Here is a 24,099-nt window from a genome sequence, read left to right as displayed (position 1 = left end):
GAGGGACTTGCAGAACTTTGGCGACTTGGGAACGGTTCGTTTGCTCTCGCGCCGCTCAGCGGTGGATGAGCACTCATCCCCTAACCCCAACCCCTCCATTCCCCAGTTATGATATATCGAGGACTCGCTCTCTCGGCTGTCGCGGCACTCGCTTCGACACTCGCCGCCCTAGCACAAAGCTCCCCCACGCCACACCCCAGCTCCGCTGCGGCCCAATCAACCGAAGATCAAGAGCTCGTCACGCTCTCGGTCTTTGAAGTCTCGTCTGCCGCCCCCGCGCGCTACCAATCCGCGGCAGCCGCAGCCGGTGGTCGTATCGCCGCCAATATTATGGACACGCCCACCACCGTGACCGTTCTCACCCAAGAGTTCATTAACGACGTGGGCGCGGCGCGCGTGCTCGATGTCGCCAAATACGTCGCGGGTGTTGGCGAGGCACGGCTGCCCAGCGCGCAAGACCGGCTCGCGATTCGCGGCTTCGAAATCACCGGCCGCCGCGTCGATGGCTTTAGCACGACCGACCTCGCCAACTACGACCACGGCGGCGTCGAGCGCATAGAAGTCGTCAAAGGCCCCGACGCGCTCCTGCACCCCAGCGGCGCGCCCGGCGGCACGATCAACCTCGTAACCAAGAAGCCGCAGTTCACGCCCGGCGGCTCGGTCAAAGTCCAAGTCGGCGAGTACAACACCAATCGCGCCGAGCTCGATGTCACCGGCCCCATCAGCCAAAACTTCGCCTACCGCGCCGTCGTCGCCGCTCAAGACAGTGACGGCTACGTGTCTAGGCACACGCGCCGCTCGCTCCTCATCACGCCCTCGCTCACCTGGCGCATCGCCCCACAGAGCAACCTCACGCTGCGCTACGAATACTACGACTTTAAGGCGACTAACGACGTGGGCCTCCCCGCCGATCCCTCCGTCGGCACACGCACACCGCTCAAAACCTGGGAAGGACTCCCGCGCACGTTTAACCCCACTTATGGCCGCCACTCCGAGTTCCGTATGGCCGAGGCACACGCCGCCACCGCACTCTTCACCTCGACGGTGACCGACCAACTCTCAGTGCGCCTCGCGGGCCGCGTTGCCCAGTCGAGCCAACCCTACGGCGAGTCTCGCGTAGGAACAAACTTCGAGACACCCGTCCCCGCCGGTTGGACAAACCGCAACCCGCTGACCGGCGAGTACGATCCTGACTTTATCTACGACCCCAACCCGCCCTACGCCCCCATCCCCGCGCCCAAAATGTCGCCCATCTTCCGGCTTGGCGGTACCGAAGGCCCCCAGCGGCACAACCGCTACCGCGACCTGCAAAACGACTGGTCGTACATCGTCGACGACGCCGAGTGGAAATCCACGACACTCATCGGTTTCGCCTACGCCTACAGCGCGACCAATAGCGACGTACGCCCTCGCAGCGTCCCCGCCCTCGACACCCGCGTCGCCCACTACCCCACTGGCGACATTACGCGCGGCGCACTCACCTCCATGCGGCGCAACGCGGAGACACGCTACCAAGTCTACCTCACCGAGCAGCTCCAACTCTTCAACGAACGGCTCGTCCTCTCCGGCGGTATCTCGCACCTCACCTTCAACGGCTACTACGGCGACAAACTCTGGGCCGCCACCGCCACGCGCAGCGCCGGACAAATGTTCCCCGGGGCCGGCAGTAAGGCCACGCACAACTACGGCGTCGTGGTAAAACCGATACAAAACCTCTCGGTTTACTACGGCCACACCGAAAACGCCGTCCCGGTGGGCAACTTCGAGCAAGTCAGCCAAGGGCTCGCGCCCACCTTCTCAGTCGGCGAGCAAGACGAAATCGGCCTCAAAGGCAGCTTCCTCGAAGGCCGCATCATCGCCTCCATCGCCTACTACGAAATCGAGCAAAGCGGCTACGGAATCTACAACCCCGCCAACTTCTCGAACCCGCCACCGCCCACCGTCTTGCCCGACATCATCGTCTCGCGCACCGCCGAAGGCTGGGAGTACCAAGTCACCGGCTCCATCACCCCCAGCCTCTCGATTATCGCTAGCTACACAGACGCCACCAGCCGCGACCCCAATGGAAACATGCTCGCCAGCGTCCCCGAAGAAATGGCCAACGCGTACCTGCGCTACGAGTTTTTGAGCGGCCCGACCAAAGGCCTCGCACTCGCCATCGGCGCGACCTACATGGGCGAAAGCCCCATCGAAAACATCTCCGGTTACACGCCCGCATCGACCCCCGATAAGCTGATCCCCAACCGCCCCTCCGGCTACTTGCCCTCGCGCACAATAGTCGATGCGACCATCAGCTACGCCCGCGCAAACTGGAGCTACAGCCTCACAATCGCCAACGCTCTAGGCAAAGACTACTACGCCGCCGCCGACTTCAGAAACCTCATCGTCCCCGGCACGCCGCGTAACCTCTACGGCTCCCTCACCTGGAAGTTCTAACGCTCAGTAACCGCTTCCTTGTCGCAACGCGACAAGAGAAGGGACTTCAAATTAGGGAATTGGTTTCGTCGCGAAGCGACGGGGCCAATTCCCTAATTAAATGGAAGCGGTCACTGACCGCCGCACCACGCGCAGTGGAAAACCTGCCTCCGTCGCGGCGCGCGTTTGAAACGGAAACAGAACAGACCCTAAGCATTAGAAAAAACTTGAGCTAGGTGACTCACCACGCTGTGTTCCCGCACCGCGCTTATTTGCCAGAGTAGCTCAGTGGTAGAGCAGAGGACTCATAAGCCTTTGGTCGCCGGTTCAATCCCGGCCTCTGGCACCACGCCTCCCGAAGCGTCATTATTGCTTCGCCAGACGGCTCGCCAACACGCGCGACGAAAAAAAGTGCCGGCATAGACGCACTAGGCCAAGGCCAGCGCGCACGGGTCGCCCTCAAAAATGCGCAACGTTAAAGGAGCCTATCGGACGGTGCACCGCCCGAATAATAGAGGCTTCGCCTCCCTTGACTAAGGGAGAGGCACTCCTAGCCTCCGCGCTCCTCTCAAATGGCCCAAGACCTGAAAGACACTCTGCTGCTGCCCAAAACGGACTTCCCCATGCGGGCCAACCTCGTGCAACGCGAACCTGCACGCCTCAAGCACTGGGAGGAAATCGACCTCTTCGCCGCTATGCAGCAGCGGCGCAAAGCCAGCGACAAAGTCTTCGTCCTGCACGACGGCCCGCCCTTTACCAACGGCGACGTGCACATCGGCACCGCGCTCAACAAATCGCTCAAAGACTTCGTCAACCGCTTCAAGTCGATGAGCGGCTACCGCACGCCCTACGTCCCCGGCTGGGACTGCCACGGCTTGCCCATTGAGCAAAAAGTCACCGCCGAAATCCGCGCCCAAAACCTCCAACTCACGACCGCCGAGCTGCGCGCCCGCTGCGATGCATTTTCGGAAAAATGGATCGCGACCCAACGCGCCCAATTCAAGCGCGTCGGCATCCTCGCCGATTGGGAAAACGAATACAAAACCAAGGCCCCCGCCTTCGAGGCCGACATCGTGCACACCTTTGCGGCCTTCGTGGAGCAAGGGCTCGTCTACCGCAGCAAAAAGCCCGTCTACTGGTCCATCCCCTTTGAAACCGCGCTCGCCGAGGCGGAAATCGAATACAAGCCGCACACCTCGATCGCCATTTGGGTAAAGTTCCCCGTCCCGGCGACCGAAGCCGCCCGCTTCGCCCTGCCCACGGACAAGCCGCTCTCGGTCGTCATTTGGACAACGACGCCGTGGACGATCCCCGCCAATCTCGCCATCGCGCTGCATCCGCAAATCGACTACGCCGTCGCCGAAACCAGCAGCGAACGCCTCCTCGTCGCGCAAGCCCTGCTCCCCCAAGTCGCCGCCGCGGCCAAGCTCGACCCCGCGCCCGCGATCATCGCCACCCTCCCTGGCGCCAAGCTCGAAGGGCTGCAAGCCCGCCATCCCTTTATCGACCGCGCCGCGCCCATCGTCCTCGCTGACTACGTGACGACCGACAGCGGCACCGGAGCCGTCCACACCGCGCCCGGCCACGGTGCCGAGGACTACCAGACTGGCCTCAAATACGGTCTCGAAATCTACTGCCCCGTCGGCGACGACGGCAGCTACCTCGACGATGGCCGCATCCCCCCCGACCTCGTTGGCGTGAGCACGCAGGAAACCGCCGAAGACGCGAAGGCCAAGAAACCGTCTGCGGCCAACCTTGCCGTCCTTAAAAAACTCGCCGACTCCGGCACACTCCTCGCCAAAGCCCGCTACGAACACAGCTACCCGCACTGCTGGCGCTCAAAGACGCCCATCATTTTCCGCGCTGTCGACCAGTGGTTTGTCTCTCTCGACCGCACAAACGGCGACGCCCCCACGCCCCGCAAAACCGCCCTTACCGAAATCGAAAAAATCGCCGCAAACGGCGGCTGGATCCCAGCGTGGGGCGAGGCACGGATTCGCGGCGCAGTCGAGTCGCGGCCCGATTGGTGCATTAGCCGCCAACGCAGTTGGGGCGTGCCGCTCGTCGCCTTTTACGGCCCCGACAAGCAGCCCTATCTCGACGCGGGCGTCGTCCGCGCCGTTGCTGAAAAAATCGCCCAACACGGCTCCAACTGTTGGTATGCGATGACCGCCGCCGAGCTGCTCGATGGCGTCACGCTCCCCGCCCACTGGCCGCCCGCCGCCGAGCTCAGCTGTGGGCGCGACACCCTCGACGTGTGGCTCGACTCAGGCTCGACCCAAGCCGCAGTCCTCCGCCGCGGCCAAGGCGGCACGCACTGGCCCGCTGACCTTTACCTCGAAGGCAGTGACCAGCATCGCGGCTGGTTCCAGTCCTCACTCTGGAACAGCGTCATCGCCTCAGGTGCCGCACCCTACAAAGCCGTCCTCACGCACGGCTTCATCGTCGATAAAGACCGCCAAAAAATCTCCAAAAGCAGCACTTACCAAAAGCCGCAAACCGCCGAAGCCTACATCGGCCAATACGGCGCGGACGTCATCCGGCTATGGATTGCCTCGCAGGATTTTCGCGACGACATCCCCGTAGACGACGAGATTTTGAAAAACGTGAGCGAAAGCTACCGGCTCTTTCGCAACACCTTCCGCTTCCAACTCTCCAACCTCTTCGACTTCGACCTCGCCCAGCACGCCGTCGCGCACGAGTCGCTCGACGCGCTCGACCGCTGGGCCCTGCACCAATGCGCCACACTCATCGACGAGTGCACCCGCGCCTACTCGCGCTACGAATTCCACCGCGTCTACCAACTCTGTAACCAGTTCTGCGCAGTCACGCTTTCGGCAGTCTATCACGACATCCTCAAAGACCGGCTCTACACGCTCGGCGTAAACCACCCACTGCGCCGCTCCTCGCAGACCGCCATTCACCACCTCTTTCATGCGCTCGTGCGGCTGCTCGCCCCAATCCTCTGCTTCACGACCGACGAAGCGTGGAGCTACGCGACGGCGGGCCGCGAATATGCCGAGAGCGACTCCGTCCACCTCCAAGACTGGCCGAGCGCGCCCGCCGAATGGCGCGACACCGCACTCGCCGCCGACTTCGACCAACTCCTCAGCGTCCGCGCGCAAGTGTCCCAGCACATCGAGCCGCGCCGCGCCGCAGGTGAGCTCGGTAAATCGCTCGACGCAGTGATTACGGTTTCTGGCCCGCTCAGTAGTCCCGCTTTCGATACGCTGCTCCGCTACCGAGACTCACTGCCCGAGCTCTTCATCGTCTCGCAAGTCGCACTGGAAACCAGTGACTCGGCCAAGGACGATGCGCTTCAAATCCGTGTCCGCACTGGCGAGGAAGCCGGACTCGTCCGCTGCCCGCGCTGCTGGCGTTGGGAGCCCGCACTCGACCCCGAAAGCGGCATTTGCCCGCGCTGCACCGCAGCTCTCGCCTCCGCTTAAACCCCCGCTAGTCCCCCACCCCACTACTTCACAAACATCCCTCAATTACCGACATGGCTAATTCTAAAAAAAAGGCAGTGACCAAACCCGCAGCGAAAAAGACCAGCCCGGCTCCCAAGAAAACTGCGCCCGTTAAAGCTCCGGCTACCCCCAAAGCAACCAAGCCCGCTACACCCAAGAAGGCCGCTCCGACCGCAAAAAAAACCGCCTTAAAAACACCAGCCAAGAAACCGGCAGTCGCACCCAAGCCTACCCCCAAGTCAGCCAAGTCGGCTACAGCACCTGCTTCGACGACCAAAGGCAGCCGGCTCCAACTCGGCAAAGCCTCTGCAACCACTGCGGCAAAAAAGCCGAGCCTCAAACCCGCTGCCGCCATCGCAGAGGAAAAAGCGGCCAAGAAACCCGAGTCGAACAAAGCCGCTTCCCAGACTGCGACCGCCCGCCCATCGGGGGGAAGCTCGCTAGCGACCGCTGCGCAGGCGCGTACGGCCAAGACCACAGCGCTACGCGCGTCCACCGGCGGCGGCTCGCCAGCTAAGGCAGCGCTACGCACGCCGCCCGTCCGGCCAGTCAGCTTCACACTCGATGAAGTCCGCGCTATCGCCAAGTCCAACGAAACTAAGAGCGAGCCCGCCCCGAAAACCAGCACCGCCAAAGCCTCCAAAAAAGCCAGCACTGCAGCCACAGCGCCCAAAGCCCCCAAGGCGGTGGAGATCATTCCGCCCGCAAAACCCAGCCACGTAAAGGCCGCCTCGTTGGCCGACATCCTCGGCTTTAACCCCAACGCCAAAGGCTCCGAGGCCGCACGGCCCGTCCCGCGCGAAGTCGCCCTCGTCCCCGAAAAGTTCAAGCGTTACTACAAGCTCCTTGTCGAACTGCGCGAGCACCTCACCGGCCAAATCGACCAACACTCCGAAGACACACTCAAACGCTCCTCCAAGGACGACGCAGGCGATCTCTCCTCCTACGGCCAGCACATGGCCGATGCGGGCACCGACACCTTTGACCGCGACTTCGCCCTCTCACTCGTCTCCTCCGAGCAAGAAGCCCTCTCCGAAATCGAAGCCGCCATTAAGCGCATCACCGACGGCAGCTACGGCATCTGCGAAGTCAGCGGCCAAGCAATCAGCAAAGCCCGCCTGCTCGCCGTGCCCTTCACCCGTTACTCAGCCGAGGCGCAAAAAGAAATCGAGCGCAACCACTACCGCGTCCGCACCCAAGCCGGACTCTTCGGCGAGCTCGGCGGCGAAGACGGTGGTCGGATCATGGACGCCGACAGCGATTAGAGGCGCTGCACAGGCCCTTTTTATTGGGCGCGAGGACCGGTTGGCCTCCCGGCCCTTAGGCATCAATCCGCCTTTTGCCGCCTCTTCGCTTCCCCTCTTACTCATCCCGATGTCGCAACAAGTCAGTAACCGGAAAACGCTGCCCCCCGCTCTCCCCATGCGAGAGTCCGGCACAGCGCCCGCGCCCCTTAGCCGCTGGCGGCGGATCGGTGCCTACTCGCTCCTACTCTGGCTCGCGCTCGGGGTCTTCGTGCTCGATCAAGTCACCAAGTGGTGGATCATCGCCAAACTGCCCCTCGGCAGCTACGGCCCCGACGGCGTCACCGTCATCCCCGACTTCTTCTATTTAGTGCATGTCGGAAACACCGGTGCAGCGTGGAGCATTCTTTCTGGGAAAAGCACGCTGCTAGCTGTGGTCGCGCTACTGAGCTTGGGGGCGATTTACCTCTTTCGGCGCAGCCTCGGCCTGCGAGACCGCGCCGCGCAACTCGCCTTCGGGCTGCTCTGCGGCGGCATCGTCGGCAACCTCATCGACCGGCTCCAACACGGTCACGTCGTAGACTTCTTGGACTTCCACTTCGGCAGCTACACCTACCCGACCTTCAACGTCGCCGACTCCGCCATCTGCCTCGGCGTCATCTGCTACCTCTGGGCCTCTAGGAAAGTGTCCAATCAGAAACCCCTAGAGCAGCGCCCGCTCAGTCCGAGCGATCTCGGGGTGTGAGTAACGGCGCTCGCGAGAGCGCAGCCGCGCGCGGCTTTGCTTTGGCAGCTTTTGGCAGCGGGCACTGAGCGCCTCACTCGACGTTGGCGATTTGTTCGCGGAGCCGGTCGAGTTCGTTTTTTAGCTCGATGACGTGGCGGGCGATTTCGAGGTCGTTGGCCTTGGCCCCAATCGTGTTCACCTCGCGGCCAATCTCTTGGAGGATGAACTCGGCCTTCCGCCCTATCTCTGCCGCGCTGCGCAAGAGTGTGCTGAATTGGTCGAGGTGGCTGCGCAGCCGCGTGAGCTCTTCGGTGATATCGCAGCGATCGGCATAGAGCGCGATTTCCTTGAGCACACGCTCCTCGCCCGGGTCGAGCTCAAGCCCCGCTTCAGCCAGTCGGCGCAAGAGTTGCTCACGATGCGCAGGGGCGACTTCGGGCGCGCGCAGGGCGACCGCCTCGACGAGCCGCTCCATCTGCTCCAAGCGGCCAAGAAAATCAATCAGCAGGGCCTCGCCCTCTTTGGCTCGCATCGCTGCAAAGGCGCGCAACGCATCGTCCACCGTCGCCATGACGATGTCTTGGGTCAGCGTGTCGTCGATTGAGACCGCAGTCTTCCCCGAATCTTGGGCGGTCGCGATTCGCCACAGCAGCTCAGCCGTCGGCACAAAGGGCACGGCGTGCGACTCGGCCAGCGCGCGCAGTCGCACGAGCGTAGCAGCGACTGCGGCCGCGTCCCAGTTTGCCGCGGCGCTTTCTCCGACTGCGTCGCCCCCACGGCTCAACTCGACACGCACATGCACCTTACCGCGCGAGGCGACGGCGCGGACAGCTTCGCGCAACTCGGCTTCGAGCGCATCCCACGCGCTGGGCAGCGAGAGCGAGAGGTCGAGCACCTTGCGGTTCACCGAGCTGACTTGGACGGTCAGCGTCATCCCACCGAGTGCCGCCGTCGCCCGGCCATAGCCTGTCATGCTTTTCATAAAGGGTAATTGGTTAAGCTCGTTTTCTTTCGGCAAAGGCCCTGCGCAAAAAAAGCGGGCCTGCGGTCTTCTGCGCCCTTAGGCACTGCGGTCGGCGCGCTCGCGGAGTATTGCCGCGACTTGCTCTACGTCTTTATCGCCACGGCCAGAGAGGTTGATGACGAGCAGCTTGTCGGGGCCGAGTTCGCGCGCTCGCTTGATGCCATGCGCAAGTGCATGGCTGCTCTCCAGCGCGGGGATAATGCCTTCGAGTCGCGAGCACAGTTGGAAGGCATCGAGCACTTCGTCATCCGTCGCGTAGGTAAACTGGATGCGTCCGCGCTCGCGGTAAAACGCGTGCTCCGGCCCGACCGCCGCGTAGTCGAGCCCGGCCGAGACCGAGTGCGTGCCCTCGATTTGGCCCTCCTCGTCTTGGAGCAGGTAAGTCTTGCAACCTTGGAGGACGCCGAGCCGCCCGCTGGCAAAGCGGGCCGCGTGCTCGCCGCGTCGGATGCCTAGGCCGCCCGCCTCGACACCGATCATGGCGATTTGCGGGTCTTCTAAAAAGTCAAAGAACAGCCCGATGGCGTTACTCCCGCCGCCGACGCAGGCGACTAACTCGTCGGGCAAGCGGCCCTCGCGAGCGAGGACTTGCTCGCGCGCCTCGCGCCCGATCACGCGGTGAAAGTCGCGCACCATCATCGGATATGGGTGCGAGCCGTAGGCCGTGCCGAGGATGTAGTGAGTATTGCGGACATTGGTGACCCAGTCGCGCATGGCTTCGTTGACCGCTTCTTTGAGCGTCTTTTGGCCCGCCTCGACGCCACGCACTTCTGCGCCCATGAGCCGCATCCGAAAGACATTGAGGGCCTGCCGCTCCATGTCGTGCGCGCCCATGTAGATGACACACTCTAGGCCAAACTTCGCGCAAACCGCTGCCGTCGCCGTCCCGTGCTGGCCCGCTCCAGTCTCGGCGATGATCCGCTGCTTGCCCATCCGGCGAGCGAGGAGGGCTTGGCCGAGGGCGTTGTTAATCTTGTGCGCACCGGTGTGCAGGAGGTCTTCGCGCTTGAAGTATATTTTCGCACCGCCGCAGTGCTCAGTAAGCCGACTCGCGTAATAAAGCTCGGTGGGGCGGCCCGCAAACTCGGCGAGGTGATGCGCGAGCTCCGCCTGAAACTCGGGCTCCTCGCGGGCAGCAAGGTAAGTCGCCTCCAACTCTTGCAGTGCGGTCATGAGCGTCTCGGGCACGTAAACCCCGCCGTATTCGCCAAAGTGCCCGCCCGCATCGGGCTGGGAAAAGCGGTTGAGCAACTCTGCAGAAGGGGAACGTGAAGAGTCGGACGAGGACACGGCAGCGGCAGAAGACATGGTGAGCGAAGTGCTAACGCTCCCCACGCAGGCTTCGAGCCTTATCCGCTTAACTGACGCGTTTGATTGTAAGCAGCGTGAGGTCGTCGCGCTGCGGGCCGCCTCCCGTGAAGCGAGTCACCGCCTCAAGAAGGCCATCGGCGAGGTCGTGTGCGTTACGCCGGTGTAAAGTGCGAGCGACATCCGCAAGCCGCGCACCGGAAAACTCCTTGCCATCCTCGTTCGGCGCTTCCGTGAGCCCATCGGTATAGAGGATAAGCGTCTCACCCGCACGGAAGGGCTCGCTGTGGTCGGCGATGACCGCGTCAAAGACCTCCGGCGGCATCATCCCGAGGGCCATCCCTTCGGAGCCGACGAACTCGGCAGTCGGCGCAGCACTCACCGCGTTTTGCCGCAAGAAAAGCGGGAGCTCATGCCCCGCCCGCGCGAGCGTGACCGTGGACTCGCGCAGATCGATCACTGCATAGAGCAGCGTGATGTACATGCCGCCCGCAAGGTTGCTGCCGATGGCACGGTTGAGCTCACAGAGCGCGGCGGCGGGCGAGCTGTGGCGTGGGGCGATTTGGCGAAGGTGAGTCCGGCAAGTCGCCATCAGCAGCGAGGCCGGTATTCCCTTACCCGATACATCGGCGACGACTACGCCAAGCCGCTCGGGCGAAAGGCAAAGGACGTCGTAGAGATCGCCGCCGACTTTTTGCGCGGGGGTATAGCGCGCATCGAGTGCGAGCCCGTCGATCTGCGGGAGCTCGCTGGGAAGCAGCATTTGCTGGATGCCACTGGCGAGCGAGAGGTCGAGGTCGAGTTGCTGTTTCTCGATTTGGTAATTGAGGAGCCGCAGGTTATGCAGCGCGAGTGCCGCTTGCTCGGCGAGCGACTGCATGAGCGTAAAGTCAGCCTGGCTGAAGGCAGTGCCATCCGCCGAGTTGGCCACCGCGAGCACGCCAAAGAGCTCACCGCGAAACGCGAGCGGCACCGCGATGACCGAGCGGACTTTGAGTGCCGCATCTTGGTGACGGATGATGCGCGGATCGGTCGCCGCATCGGCGACGAGTTGCGCGCGGCCCGTTTGGACAACTGCGCCCACTATGCCCTCGTCGTCGGGAAAGCTCTCGCTGCGCAACACGCCCTCGATGAATTTCGCGCGCGTAGTGAGTTTCTCGATGGCATTTGGCGGCAAGGGACGATGTGGCGGGAAAAGCCCCTCGACCGCGACTCCGCGCATTTGCCCCTGCCGATCGCGCTCAAAAAGTGCCGCACTGAGCGCGCCCGAGCACAGGATCGCCGCGTGGACGATGCGCTGGCGAAGCTCCTCTTGGCCCAGCCCCTCGCCGAGTGCCTCGACCATGTGATGCATGAAGTCCACGACGAGTTCGCGTGACTGTGTGACCTGCTGTTTCTCCTCCTCCAGTAGGGCTTCGCGCTTTCCGGCGCGATACAGCGCGAGCGATAGCACCGAGACGCCAACGAGAATTCCTAAAAGAAACAGAACCATAAACAGCTCAGTCATTTGGCAGCGAAACCACCACACTGCGAGCCCAGTCTTTGGGAGTCAGAAACTCTTTTGGTTAGCGGGCCACTCGCTCAGCGCGCGCCAAAGGCACCTAGTCCATTTTTAGAAACACAAAGTCCACCTAATGCGTGCCTCCCTCGCTGAATAACGCAGGGAAAAAAGCGCCCGCGCTAGGGCCTGTTCCCATTTAAAACGTGGCGCGCTGATACGCTTTTCCCACTACGCGTGGGGCGGCAGCGTGTCGCTGCACCCATTTACCGAACGCTTGGCTGCCGTGCATAAGCACGGCAGCCAAGCGTTCGGTAGAAAGGCCCCCAAACTTGGAGGCGGGAGCTTATTAGTGATTTTCCCCTCCTCGCCCAAACGGGTTATCGCACTACTCCCCCTGTCGCAACGCGACAGGGGGAGTGATTTCAAATTTGGGATTTCGCTTTCGCGCGATAGCGCGTTGCGAAATCCCAAATTAAATGGAAGCGGTCACTGACCGCCGCCCCACGCGCAGTGGAGATCTGTGACCTCTGACACTGACCTCGCGGACGGTCGTGAACGGCGAGGCTTGCGCTTTGGTGCGTGGTCACCGTGCATCGACGCGGTTTTTGAGGAAGGAGAGCACGTCTTGGAACTTGCTGCGGTTGCTCTCGTCGGCAGCCACCAAGTTCTCGTGCGCTTCGAGCGCCATCCGTGCATTGCTCAACTCGTCTTGCTCCTGCTGCGTGAGCGGGCGAGCGCAGTGGTCAAAATTCATTTTAAAATCGCCTGAGTCCACTGTCATGAGCCGGTGGATACCTAGGTTGCGAATGAGTTCGAGGTTTCGCTGGCCGACCCGAGCGAGGATGAGCGGCTGCGACGACTCGCTCTTCCCGCCGCGTAGTGCCCCCGTAACGCCTCGCTCGCCTCCCTGCCCTCCTGCTCCCCCTGCCGCCGCGCCTCCTGCGTTTCCTTTTCGGAGCTGAAGGGCGACGCCCGCCAGGATTCCCAAAAAGGTGCTGTCCATGCTCGTACAGTGCTGGAAGTCGATGACGAGCCGCGTCTTCCCCTGGGCGAGCATCTCGGTGACGAAGTCGCGCAGACAGCCGCTGTTTTGAAAGGAGGCACGACCTTCGATGCGCATGACGACGGGGTCCGCATGCGCATCGACAAAAAAGACAGGTTTACCGGTCTCGACCATAGGCCAGAGTGATGCGGGTTTTTTTAAACTCTTCGACTCTTTTTAGTGGCGGGCAGCTCAGCCTAGCTGCCCGCGAGATGTCCGGGGCGACACGCCCCGTCACTGAGCCGCTCCGATGATTTGGCGCAGGACGTAGGGGAGGATGCCGCCGTGTTCGTAGTAGTCGACTTCGATGGGCGTATCGATTCGGCAGGTCACGGGGACTTCCTCCACGCGACCGTCAGCGCGGGTAATCCGCAGCGCGAGGTCTTGCTGCGGCTTTACGTCTGCGCTGAGGCCGACGACGTCGTAGACTTCTGTGCCGTCGAGCCCAAGCGTTTGCGCAGTGGTGCCTTCTTTAAACTGAAGCGGGAGCACGCCCATGCCGACTAAGTTACTGCGATGGATACGCTCGAAGGATTGGGCGACGACCGCGCGCACGCCGAGCAGGCGCGTGCCTTTGGCCGCCCAGTCGCGCGAGGAGCCAGTGCCGTACTCTTGGCCCGCGAGGACGATGAGCGGCACGCCGCGCGCTTTGTAAGTCTCGGCCGCGTCGTAAATGGGAAGCTTCGTGCCTTCGGGTTGGAGGAGCGTGTTGCCGCCTTCTTCGCCGCCGAGCATGAGGTTTTTGATACGCACGTTGGCGAAGGTGCCGCGGGTCATGATCCGGTCGTTACCCCGGCGTGACCCGTAAGAGTTGAAGTCGGCAAACTCGACTCCGGCCTCGCTGAGGAATTGGCCAGCGGGCGAGGTCTTCTTAATCGCTCCGGCGGGCGAGATGTGGTCAGTCGTGACCGAGTCGCCAAAGATACCCATCGCCCGCGCGCCTTTGATTTCCGTAATGCCGCCCGGCGTCTGCGAAAAATCGGTAAAGAAGGGCGGCTCTTGGATGTAGGTCGAGGCGCTGTCCCACTCGTAAACGTTACCCGTCGAGGAGGGGATTTCGTTCCACTTCGGGTTTTGTGAAGCGAAGTCGGTGTAGAGTGTTTTGAAGACCTCAGGCTTAAGCGCGGCGGACATTTGGTCGCGCACTTCTTCGAGCGTGGGCCAGAGGTCTTTTAGGAAGACGTCGCGCCCGTCTTTGTCTTTGGCGAGTGGCTCGCGGCTCAGGTCGATATCGACGCGGCCCGCGAGCGCAAAGGCGACGACGAGCGGCGGCGACATCAGGAAGTTCGACTTGATGTTTTGGTGAACGCGGGCCTCGAAGTTGCGGTTGCCCGAGAGGACGGAGGCCGCCACGAAATCGTTGCCGACGATGGCGTCCTCAATGGCCGGATGCAGCGGACCAGAGTTGCCGATACAGGTCGTACAGCCGTAGCCGACCGTCTGGAAACCGAGCTGGTCAAGGTAGGGCGTGAGGCCGGTTTTGTTGAGATAGTCGCTGACCACTCGGGAGCCGGGCGCGAGCGAGGATTTGACGGCGGGGTTTACGCTCAAGCCGCGCTCGACCGCCTTTTTCGCTAAAAGCCCGGCGGCAAGCATGACGCTGGGGTTTGAAGTGTTGGTGCAGCTCGTAATCGCGGCAATAAGCACCGAGCCGTTCCCCACCTCGGCCTTGGCGTTGTCGAGCTCGACGCTAGCGCGCTGCGCGTAGCTGTCGGCGGACTTGCCAAAGCCGCTTTGCGCGACGGGGCGGCTGTACGCGGAGACGAAGTTTTCTTTGAGCGCAGGCAGCTCGATCCGGTCTTGTGGGCGTTTCGGGCCCGCGACACTCGGGACGACCGTCGAGAGGTCGAGCTCCACATCCACCGAATAGTCGATTTGGCCTTTCTCGGGGATGCCCCAGAGTTCTTGCGCCTTGTAGTAGGCTTCGTAAGTGGCGACGTGCGCCTCGCTGCGGCCTGTCCCACGCAGGTAAAGCGAGGTCTCTTCGTCGATGGGGAAAAAGCCCATCGTCGCGCCGTACTCGGGAGCCATGTTGGCAATAGTCGCACGGTCGACGAGCGGCAGCGCGCGCGCGCCGGGGCCGTAAAACTCTACAAACTTACCAACGACTTTTTTCGCGCGGAGCAGCTCGGTAATGGTGAGCGCGAGATCGGTCGCGGTGACGCCCTCGCTGAGCGCGCCGGTGAGGTGCACGCCCACGACGTCGGGTGTGAGGAAGTACACGGGCTGGCCCAGCATGCCGGCCTCCGCCTCGATGCCTCCCACGCCCCAACCGACGACACCTAGGCCGTTGATCATCGTGGTGTGCGAATCGGTGCCGACAAGCGTGTCAGGGTAGTAGGTGCCGTGTGTGTCCTTGAGGATGCCTTGGGCGAGGTATTCGAGGTTTACTTGGTGGACGATGCCGATGCCAGGCGGGACGACCTTAAAGGTGTCGAAGGCTTGCATGCCCCATTTGAGGAATTGGTAGCGCTCGCGATTGCGCGTGAATTCGAGCTCCAGGTTTTTGGCGAGTGCCTCCGCAGAGCCCGCGAAGTCTACCTGCACCGAGTGGTCAACGACGAGGTCGACCGGCACGAGCGGCTCGATGAGCTTGGGGTCGAGCCCGAGCTTGTGGACGGCGGCGCGCATGGCCGCGAGGTCGACCAGCAGCGGCACGCCCGTGAAATCTTGGAGCACGATGCGCGCCACGACGAAAGGCACCTCGGCGGTGCGTGTGGCCTTCGGGGCCCAGCTCGCGAGCTCGGCGACCGCCTCCTCGCTCACGCGCTTGCCGTCGCAGTTGCGCAAGAGCGACTCGAGCACAATGCGAATCGAAACCGGCAGCCGGTCTATCGCGAAGCCAGCGGCCTTGAGCGCGGGCAACGAGTAGAGCGAGTGCTGCGCGCCAGAAGCGTCGGTAAAAGTGCTGCGCGTGTTAAAGGGATTGGGGAGCGTGCTTTGGCTTTGGGTCATCGTGTGTGTATTAGGCAGGGAGAAAGAAACGGCTCTCGGCCCGGGTGCGGAACCATGAGGCAAGGTGTGCACGGGCCGCAGGTCGAGAGCGGGCGCGAAGTTGCGCAAGCAGTAGAGGACTTACAAACCGTTTTTCCTTATAGAAGCCGCGATACTGATACGCACGCCCCGCCCATAAGCTAGCGCGGTGGTAGGCTAGCGCGGTGGTAGGCTAGAGCAGCGCCGCCACTGGCCCAGTCCCGCGCAGCGGCGAGCGTGCGCAGCACACGTGAGTGGCGAGCCGCGAGCAAAAGGCGTTGGGTTCTTGCATGCGATCGCGCCAGCGTAAATGGATCTGACCCTAGCACCATGAATTTAATCGAAGACCTAAAGTGGCGCGGACTACTCGCCGACTGCACTGACCTCGACGCACTCGCCGAGCGCCTCGCGAGTGAGCGCCCGATTACGCTCTACTGCGGCTTCGACCCCACCGGCGACAGCCTCCACGTCGGCCACCTCATGGGCCAACTCACGCTGCGCCGCTTCCAACTCGCCGGACACCACCCGCTCGCGCTCGCGGGCGGCGCGACCGGCATGGTCGGCGATCCCTCGGGCAAATCTGCCGAGCGCAACCTGCTCTCGCCCGACGCCCTCGCCCACAACGTCGCCTGCATCAAGGCGCAGCTCGCACGGCTCCTCGACTTCGACTCGCCGACCAACCCCGCACGCTTGGTCGATAACGCCGCGTGGACGGCCCCGATTAGCTTTTTGGATTTTCTGCGCGACGTCGGGAAACACTTCTCGCTCAACGCGATGATCGCCAAGGACTCCGTCCGCTCGCGCATGGAAGGCGACCACGGGATCAGCTACACCGAGTTTAGCTACCAACTCCTCCAAGCCCACGACTTTTACCACCTGCGCAAAACCCACAACTGCGAGCTGCAAATTGGCGGCTCCGACCAGTGGGGCAACATCACTGCGGGGACCGACCTCATTCGCAAAAAACTGGGCACGCCTGCTTGGGGCTGGACCTTCCCGCTCATCACCAAGTCCGACGGCACAAAGTTCGGCAAAACCGCAGGCGGCGCAGTCTGGCTCGATCCGCAAAAAACCAGCCCCTACAAGTTCTACCAATTCTTCATCAACACCGAAGACGCCAAAGTCTGCGAATACCTGCGCAAGTTTACCTTCCTAAGCCGCGCGCAAATCGAGTCCCTCGAAGCCGCCCACGCGGCTAACCCCGGCGCACGCGAAGCCCACAAAGCCCTCGCCCGCGAAGTCACCACACTCGTCCACGGCGCAGACGCCGTGGACGCGGCGATCAAAGCCAGTGCCATCCTCTTCGGCGCGGAAATCGGTGACATCAGCGAAGCGACCTTCCGCGACGTCGTGGGGGAAATCCCTACAATCCCCTTTGCCAAAACCGCGCTCGAAGCGCAAAGCGACTCGGGCAACGGCGAGGCCACTGTCGGCGCGCCGCTCATCGAACTCCTCGTGCACAGCGGGCTGTGCCCCTCAAAAGGCCAAGCGCGCAAAGACATCAGCGGCGGCGGTATTTATCTAAACAACGTCCGCGAAACCGCCCCGACGCGCTCCGTGACGACTGCCGACCTGCTCTTCGGCAAACACCTGCTACTGCGCAAAGGCAAACGCAGCTACGCTGTCATCACGGTGGAGTAAGCAGGCCGGATTCGCACACACCGCCCCCTGCTCCATCAGAAAAACATCGCTTCGCTGAGGGCGAGTTCAGGCGCGAGCAGGCTTACCGACGCATCCAGTCGAGCCTCCGTAGGCTCGTCGGCCAGTCGCGCAGCAAAGTGCGCCTGCCCACTGGCAAAGTCGCCCGTCCAACGAAAAAACTTATCCGCTGAGTCGTAGTGAAACTCGATTGTGAGCGAGGAGCTGTTGGTAGGCTCAAGGATGGAGCGCTGCGTATCGCCCTGGCCACTACGCCTAAAGTGAGTGCCCGTGCTATCGACCTTAGTCCCCTCTGTGCAGGCGCGGATACGCTCGCTAAGCCAGCCACTAATGACACGTGCTTCGGCGACAAAATCAGGCCCGTGCCGAACAGTGATTTTTTGAAGCCCGCCCACAATCGCCTCCGGCGCATAGCCCGCCAAGAACTGGCCCACCGTTTGCCGCACGGGTAGCAACCGCGCATAGGCGAGGTCGCGTAGCGCGCTCAAGTTCGGCCACGGGTATGTCAGCGCATCCTCAGGTGCGGTTGCGCTATCGATTAGCACGCGTTCCGCGCGGCTGAGCAGGAAGCGATAATCGGCCAGCCGCGAGCTCGCAGAAAACCGGTATGCCCAGTAATAGAGCGGCAGGTCAGTCGAAAGGCTGATCGAGACTTGGTTTTCCAAAAAACCACGCGCGGCTTGCGAGTAGTGGAAGGTCACCACCTCCACACAGCGTTTGTCGCTCTTCGTTTTGCCAAAGTAGCACTTCCCGTAAATCTTGGCGCGGATCTCCAAGCCTCCCTTGTCTTCGGTATCGGATTGTGGGCAAAGAATGACTATCCGGCTCGGGTAACGCTTCGTAAAACGCAAGACCGCCTGAAACTGCGCCGCCGCTTCGTCGGGTGTCGTCGGAAGCCCCAAGTGCAGGACAAAGTTCACCTGTGTCGCAGTCGCATCATCCGGCGGATCCACTCCCCCTTCGGGAGCAGGCGGACTCCACATGAGAGCAAGCCGCTTGGAGATTTCACCGACGGGGATTTCCACGCCAGGCAGGACATCAAACACAGAGGACATGAAGAAGAGTTAGCAGGGCGTTTTTCTTTTTGATCAGGGAGGAGACAGGCAGGAACGGCGGCGCACCCAATAAAGGCGGCATGGGCAAAGTGGCGCGCTCAGGGCTGACGCCAGCGGTGGTTATTTTCGGCCAAAAGCGCGTCGGCACTTGGCGGCCCCCACCCACCAGACGGATAGCTATCCATGCCTTCGCGGCCACTCGCCTCCCAGTGCTCCAGCAGCGGCGTGCAAAGCCGCCAAGAGGTCTCCGCCTCATCTCCGCGAATAAACAGCGTGCCGTCCCCCACCATCGCATCGAGCACCAGCCGCTCGTAAGCTTCGGGCGTGTTTGAGCCAAAGGTCGTCGCGTAACGGAAGTTCATCTTCACCGGCTGCATACGCGTTTGGAGGCCGGGGATCTTTGCGTTGAGGATGAGGCTTAGGCCCTCGTCTGGCTGGATTTGGAAAGCGAGCGTGTTCCCCGCCAAACTAAACTGCTCGCTGCCCGCAAAGAGCGTCCCAGGTGGCTGCTTAAAGTTAATCGCGATTTCGGACACGCGGCGCGCCATCCGCTTACCCGAGCGCAAGTAGAAAGGCACTCCCTGCCAACGCCAATTGTTAATCGAGAGACGCAGCGCGACGTAAGTCTCGGTATTCGAGTCAGGAGCGATCCCGCCCTCTTCGAGATAGCCCTTGGCCGGCTGTCCATCACGCATCCCAGAGGCGTACTGCGCGCGCGCAACATCGCCACCTAGCCCGAGCCGCAGCGGTTGGATCGCCTTGAGCAGCTTTACCTTCTCGTCGCGAATCGCCTCCGCATCGAGCGATACCGGCGGCTCCATCGCTGTGAGAGCGAGCAGCTGCATCGTGTGGTTTTGAATCATGTCGCGCAGCGCGCCACTCTGCTCGTAGTAGCCACCGCGCGTGCCCACACCGACCTCCTCGGCCACCGTGATTTGCACGCTGTCGATGTAGTTGCGGTTCCACAACGGCTCAAAAATCGCGTTGGCAAAACGCTGCACGAGCAAGTCCTGCACCGTCTCCTTCCCGAGGTAGTGGTCGATTCGATACACTTGGTGCTCTCGGAAAACCGAGCGAATCGTCGTGTTGAGCGACTGCGCCGAAGTGAGGTCTCGGCCAAAGGGCTTTTCGATAATCACCTTCGCATGATGCGCCGCGCCGAGGTGTTTTTGGGCAAGCCCCACCGCGCCAAGATTCTCCAAAATCGGCGCAAAGACCGAGGGCGGCGTCGAGATGTAGAAGAGCACCTGCACCTCGCGCCCGACCTGCCGCTCGATCGCCTCGATGTGTCGCGCCAACCGATCAAAGGCCGCGAGATCATCGTAGCCGCCGGCGACATAAGTCGTATTGGCCGCGATCCTATCCCAAACCTCCTCCTGAAGTGCACGCCGCGAAAACTCGCGAATCGAGTCTACCGCCAAACTCCGAAACTCCTCGTCGGGAATCTCTTTTCGGCCATAGCCCACGAGGTGAAAATCCGTCGGCAGCAAATTATCCACGCCGAGGTTATAGACAGCGGGGATGAGTTTACGCGCGGTCAGATCGCCCGAAGCACCGAAAATAACGACGACAGTCGGCGGAGCACCACGGTGCTTGCTCAGCCCGTGCAGGAAAGGATGTCGCGAAGAGTCAGACATTAGGAAAACGGCGAATCTCTTAGTCCGGCTTCCCAATAAGCAAGGTCTCTTAGCGTGTGCCGCCGGTTTTATTCGCCGCTCAAACACAGCGCGCATTGATACGCAGCTTTTCTAATCACCGCGCAGCCCCTCGCCCCCAGGCAGCCGCAGCGTTTTTGGGAAAAGCGGTAATGCCTTGAAATGGCGGATAAGCGGCTCTCCTGTCCCCCCGCCCGAGTCCGGCTTCGGCAGTACGACCTCCACCACATCGAAACGCACACTGCGCGGCGCTTTTCTCAGCCCACGCAGATAAGCGTACGTGCTGCGCCGCAGCGCACGCTTCTTTCGCGCATCGACTGCATACCGACCCGATACCAGCGCCGCCGCCGCGCGAGTTTTCACCTCCACAAACACGAGTACCTCTCCGTCGAGCACCACGAGATCGATCTCATCGCGCCGGTCACTCGGCGACCGCCAGTTCACCGCCAAAATCCGGTAACCGCACGCCTTCAAGTGCGCCCGCGCCAGCCGCTCCCCTCGCCCGCCCACAGCGCTCGCCGCGCCACCTGTCTCGCTTAAACGGGATTTACCGCGCGCTGCAAAAAAACGTTTCAGCCAGCCAAACATCGGTAAGACGAAGCGCAGAAAGCGCGTAAAAACAAGAAAGCCCTCTCGGCGCGAGGCGACTTCGAGAGGGCTTTGGGAAATTGGATGCAGGGCTTGGATTTGAACCAAGGACCTTCAGGTTATGAGCCTGACGAGCTACCAGACTGCTCCACCCTGCGAAGGCGGAAACTGGAGAGCAGCCGACGACTGTCAATGGAGTTGTTACGGTTTTTTTGCGCCATCCGGGCCGCCTCCCCACAAAAACCCTCAATCCACGATTTGCCAAAAACGCACTTGCTCTCGCCTCCCCGCCCCTGTGTTTTCGCCGCTCTTTGTCAGTCAACATCCACACGTAAACTCCCTAACATGATCGCAAGGCGGCCCACTGGCCGACCTGTGTTTCTGGAAGGTATTAACACAGATCAACCGCAGTTATATGAACATCACTCCCAAGGACCTACTCGACGCTGGCGTGCACTTCGGCCACCAGACCAAACGCTGGAACCCGCGCTCTAAGCCCTTCGTCTTCGACCACCGCCAAGGCATCAGCATCATCGACCTCGGCAAGACCTACGAAGCCCTCAAGAAGGCCACCGCTTTCCTCACCGACACCGTCGCAAACGGCGGCAACGTCCTCTTCGTCGGCACCAAAAAGCAGGCCCAAGACATTATCCGCGAAGCGGCGACCTCCGTCGACATGCCCTACTGCGTCGACCGCTGGCTCGGCGGCACTTTAACGAATTACGAGACCGTCAAACGCTCCATCGCTAAGTTTAAGCGCTACCGTCAGATGGAAACCGATGGCGAGCTCGCCAAGTTCTCCTCCAAGGAAGAGGCCGCCATCAAGCGCGAGATGGGCCGCATGGAGCGCAACTTTAACGGCATCCTCGAAATGGAAGGCATGCCTGCGGCGATGGTCATCGTCGACGTGCAGCACGAGAAAATCGCCGTCGCCGAGGCGGGCCGTCGCGGCATCCCCAGTATCGGCCTAGTGGATACCAACTCTGACCCCGCTGGGCTCACCTACGCGATTCCCGGAAATGACGACGCGGTGAAATCCATCCGCATCATCATCGAAACAATCGTCGAGGCGGTGCAAGCCGGGCTCGCCCAGCGCGACAGCCGCCGCGCCGCACGCGGTGCCGCTGACCTCAAGGCCGCGACCGCAGCCGTCGCCGCCGCAGTCGGCATCGACACGAAGCCGACCGCAGAACCCGCCGCCGAAGCAGCGGAAGCGGCCGCCGAGGCCGCTGTGACCGCGCCTGCTGCGGAATAAACCCGCACAACACGCGACAGCCGCCAAGCAAACCCAAGTAACCTACTCTTTTAGAATAACTTAAGATGAGCACCCAGATTACCGCAAAAATGGTCAACGACCTACGCGTCGCCACTGGCGCGGGCCTACTTGACTGCAAAAAAGCCCTTACCGAAGCCAACGGAAACACCGAAGAGGCCGCCACCATCCTACGCAAAAAGGGCGCAGCCTCCGCCGCTAAGAAAGCCGACCGTGCCACCAAGGAAGGCCTGATCGAAAGCTACATCCACGTCGGCGGTAAGGTCGGCGTGCTAATCGAGGTCAACTGCGAGACTGACTTCGTCGCCCGCAACGAAGATTTCAAAACCTTCGTAAAAGACCTCTGCCTCCAAATCGCCGCCGCCAGCCCCGTCTGCGTCACCCGCGAGGAAGTCCCCGCCGAAGACATCGCCAAGGAGCGCGAGATCGCTACCGCCCAAGTCGCGGGTAAGCCGCCTGCCGCGGTTGAGAAAATCGTCGAGGGCAAGCTCGACAAATACTACTCGACCGTCGTCCTCCTCGATCAACCCTTCGTCAAACAGCCCGAAGTCACGATCAAGGAGAAGCTCACCGCCCTCATCACCAAGATCGGCGAAAACATCCAAATCCGCCGCTTCACCCGCTACCAACTGGGCGCCTGAAGCCCTTCCCATTGGCCGCTCTATTTAGGGCGGCCTTTTTTTTAAAACCGAATCCCCGACAGGGGGACTCGGTCCGGGACCGCGACACCGCTACCGATAAAAACAGTCTGCGACCTTGAAAGTAAGCCGCCAACAAATCCTCATCCGAGGGCTCACCAACCGCTGCCCTAACTGCGGCGGCAAGACGCTCTTCAAAAAAGGCAGCCTCTTTGAGATGAACAAAGCGTGCCCAGTGTGCGGGATGCGCATCGAACGCGAAGAAGGGTTTTTCCTAGGCGCACTCACACTCAGTTACGCCGTTACGCTCTTTTGCTACATGCTGCCGCTCGCGATTCTCTCGCATAGCGGACGTGTTGGGTGGACGGCGACAATCGTCCTCGCCGGGCTGGGGGCCATTGGCATTCCCATTTTACTCTATCGCCCCTCGCGCAGTTGGTGGCTCGGGTTTTACTACTTTTTCCTACCGACACACCTCCCCGCTAACCAGCGTCCGCTGGCTCAAGGCGAAGACGAGCATACCTAGGCCCGCAGCGCGGCCACGTTTGAAGCGGGAACAGGCCCTAGGTCAGCAGCGGGCGTTATTTCCCACGCCGCCTTCTGTGGTATAAAAGTAAAGTCACTGCCGCGCCGCCAAAAACTGCACCATAAGTGCTCGGCTCGGGGACGAGCGCATAGATCTCCCAATAGTTTTTATTGTAGTCGCGTAGGTTCACCGTGCGCGTGTCGTGATTCTCAAACTCGATACGTTTCAGCGAGTCACGCACATGTGCGCTGTTCTTTCTCACAAGTAAGCGATCCCGACCGTCCTTCCACTCTTTCACCAGTAAGTAAGACCCCTGCATTACATTTAGGTCATCTAGCGCAATCTCGATACGCCCATGAGGCTCTTTATTATCCAAAGAAAAACTCACAACGGCATGACCCTCGACTTTCAATTCACGAAATGATTCCTTCAGATCAACCCTATGATGACCATTAAATCCGAAAACTGAAGGGGCCTGACTTTTCGACTTTAATAGCACACGAACCCCACGTTCAATTTGATTACTTCTAAATATGGAAACTATCGCCCCTTCTTTGAGATTTAAATTACTCAAAATAGCAACGGCCCCGTTAGTTTTAGACAAATCCAATTGTGCCCGCCCTATGACATTCACATCTCCAGTAAAGGTATTCGATTGTTCCCCGACGAGCCCAATGCCATTGTAGGCGGTGCTAGTGTTGGTTATCTCTAACCCCACCTTAATATTTCCATTATTAGCGATAGCGGTTCTAACGGGCAGTTTGTGATACACCTGATTACCCACTGCGGTAAATTTAATATTCCCCACACTAGAAGTCAGTATCCCATTGGAAATGATATGACTCCGCCCGCCCTCCATAACGACTCCTCCTGCCCCAATAGTAAGTTTCCTACCATTTAGATTTACAAATCTATTCTCTTTATTAGAAGAAGTCCTGAGTGAGTTGATCCGTCTGTCTCCGGTTAAAGAGACGCCCTTATTCGCTTCAAGTTGGATATTC

Annotated in this window: 17 protein-coding genes and 2 tRNA genes; 9 read left to right on the top strand and 10 right to left on the bottom strand. The window is 61.3% G+C overall.

Annotated features, from left to right (window positions below; genetic code table 11):
- Window positions 1-108 precede the first annotated feature (108 nt).
- The 5 genes from AXK12_RS02010 to lspA all read left to right on the top strand — a co-directional run bounded on the left by AXK12_RS02010 (window position 109) and on the right by lspA (window position 7,874).
- Window positions 109-2,436 (top strand): TonB-dependent siderophore receptor, encoded by a 2,328-nt coding sequence (locus AXK12_RS02010; RefSeq protein WP_068711103.1) that lies wholly within the window; start codon window positions 109-111, stop codon window positions 2,434-2,436.
- Window positions 2,437-2,689: 253 nt separating this feature from the next.
- Window positions 2,690-2,764, top strand: a tRNA-Met gene (locus AXK12_RS02005).
- A 223-nt stretch (window positions 2,765-2,987) separates the two neighbouring features.
- On the top strand, window positions 2,988-5,864 hold the full coding sequence (gene ileS / locus AXK12_RS02000; RefSeq protein ID WP_068711102.1) for an isoleucine--tRNA ligase: 2,877 nt from the start codon (window positions 2,988-2,990) through the stop codon (window positions 5,862-5,864).
- Between the two features lie 53 nt (window positions 5,865-5,917).
- Window positions 5,918-7,150 (top strand): TraR/DksA family transcriptional regulator, encoded by a 1,233-nt coding sequence (locus AXK12_RS01995; protein ID WP_068711101.1) that lies wholly within the window; start codon window positions 5,918-5,920, stop codon window positions 7,148-7,150.
- A 40-nt stretch (window positions 7,151-7,190) separates the two neighbouring features.
- Entirely contained in the window at window positions 7,191-7,874 is a 684-nt protein-coding gene (gene lspA / locus AXK12_RS01990) for a signal peptidase II (RefSeq protein WP_231863484.1), read from the top strand.
- 73 nt (window positions 7,875-7,947) lie between these two features.
- Here the strand turns inward: lspA and AXK12_RS01985 are convergent, their stop codons facing one another.
- The 5 genes from AXK12_RS01985 to acnA form a co-directional block, all read right to left on the bottom strand.
- The gene (locus tag AXK12_RS01985; RefSeq protein ID WP_068711111.1) at window positions 7,948-8,838 is read right to left on the bottom strand and encodes a YicC/YloC family endoribonuclease; all 891 of its coding nucleotides are present in this window, start codon (window positions 8,836-8,838) and stop codon (window positions 7,948-7,950) included.
- 78 nt (window positions 8,839-8,916) lie between these two features.
- A complete protein-coding gene (gene trpB / locus AXK12_RS01980) occupies window positions 8,917-10,188 on the bottom strand; it encodes a tryptophan synthase subunit beta (protein WP_068711100.1) in 1,272 nt (423 codons plus the stop codon).
- 49 nt (window positions 10,189-10,237) lie between these two features.
- Complete coding sequence (locus tag AXK12_RS01975; protein ID WP_068711099.1) at window positions 10,238-11,695, bottom strand: PP2C family protein-serine/threonine phosphatase; 1,458 nt, start codon at window positions 11,693-11,695, stop codon at window positions 10,238-10,240.
- Window positions 11,696-12,272: 577 nt separating this feature from the next.
- Complete coding sequence (locus AXK12_RS01970) at window positions 12,273-12,866, bottom strand: STAS domain-containing protein (RefSeq protein ID WP_068711098.1); 594 nt, start codon at window positions 12,864-12,866, stop codon at window positions 12,273-12,275.
- Window positions 12,867-12,965: 99 nt separating this feature from the next.
- Window positions 12,966-15,686, bottom strand: coding sequence for an aconitate hydratase AcnA (acnA, locus tag AXK12_RS01965; protein WP_068711097.1), 2,721 nt, complete (start codon window positions 15,684-15,686; stop codon window positions 12,966-12,968).
- 348 nt (window positions 15,687-16,034) lie between these two features.
- Here acnA and tyrS point away from each other — a divergent pair, with 348 nt between their 5' ends.
- Complete coding sequence (tyrS, locus tag AXK12_RS01960) at window positions 16,035-17,345, top strand: tyrosine--tRNA ligase (RefSeq protein WP_068711096.1); 1,311 nt, start codon at window positions 16,035-16,037, stop codon at window positions 17,343-17,345.
- A gap of 35 nt (window positions 17,346-17,380) precedes the next feature.
- Here the strand turns inward: tyrS and AXK12_RS01955 are convergent, their stop codons facing one another.
- The 4 genes from AXK12_RS01955 to AXK12_RS01940 form a co-directional block, all read right to left on the bottom strand.
- Window positions 17,381-18,418, bottom strand: a complete 1,038-nt coding sequence (locus AXK12_RS01955) for a glucose-6-phosphate dehydrogenase assembly protein OpcA (RefSeq protein ID WP_068711095.1) — start codon at window positions 18,416-18,418, stop codon at window positions 17,381-17,383.
- Between the two features lie 98 nt (window positions 18,419-18,516).
- The gene (gene zwf, locus AXK12_RS01950; RefSeq protein WP_068711094.1) at window positions 18,517-20,055 is read right to left on the bottom strand and encodes a glucose-6-phosphate dehydrogenase; all 1,539 of its coding nucleotides are present in this window, start codon (window positions 20,053-20,055) and stop codon (window positions 18,517-18,519) included.
- 111 nt (window positions 20,056-20,166) lie between these two features.
- Window positions 20,167-20,769, bottom strand: a complete 603-nt coding sequence (locus AXK12_RS01945) for a YraN family protein (RefSeq protein ID WP_231863483.1) — start codon at window positions 20,767-20,769, stop codon at window positions 20,167-20,169.
- Window positions 20,743-20,819 (bottom strand) — tRNA-Met (locus AXK12_RS01940). The genes AXK12_RS01945 and AXK12_RS01940 overlap by 27 nt, the downstream gene beginning before the upstream one ends.
- Window positions 20,820-21,076: 257 nt before the next feature.
- Here AXK12_RS01940 and rpsB point away from each other — a divergent pair.
- The 3 genes from rpsB (at window position 21,077) to AXK12_RS01925 (ending at window position 23,098) form a co-directional block, all read left to right on the top strand.
- Window positions 21,077-21,916, top strand: a complete 840-nt coding sequence (gene rpsB / locus AXK12_RS01935) for a 30S ribosomal protein S2 (protein ID WP_068711093.1) — start codon at window positions 21,077-21,079, stop codon at window positions 21,914-21,916.
- Between the two features lie 65 nt (window positions 21,917-21,981).
- The gene (gene tsf / locus AXK12_RS01930; protein ID WP_068711092.1) at window positions 21,982-22,575 is read left to right on the top strand and encodes a translation elongation factor Ts; all 594 of its coding nucleotides are present in this window, start codon (window positions 21,982-21,984) and stop codon (window positions 22,573-22,575) included.
- Between the two features lie 115 nt (window positions 22,576-22,690).
- Entirely contained in the window at window positions 22,691-23,098 is a 408-nt protein-coding gene (locus tag AXK12_RS01925; protein ID WP_068711091.1) for a DUF983 domain-containing protein, read from the top strand.
- A 55-nt stretch (window positions 23,099-23,153) separates the two neighbouring features.
- On the opposite strand, the gene AXK12_RS08435 is transcribed toward AXK12_RS01925, so the two are convergent.
- On the bottom strand, window positions 23,154-24,099 hold a 946-nt coding region (locus AXK12_RS08435; protein ID WP_156468784.1), incomplete at its 5' end, for a PEP-CTERM sorting domain-containing protein.

It is taken from the genome of Cephaloticoccus capnophilus (assembly GCF_001580045.1).
Taxonomy (GTDB): domain Bacteria; phylum Verrucomicrobiota; class Verrucomicrobiia; order Opitutales; family Opitutaceae; genus Cephaloticoccus; species Cephaloticoccus capnophilus.
Note: the sequence above shows the minus strand (reverse complement) of the source record. Positions and strands in the feature narration are given on the sequence as shown.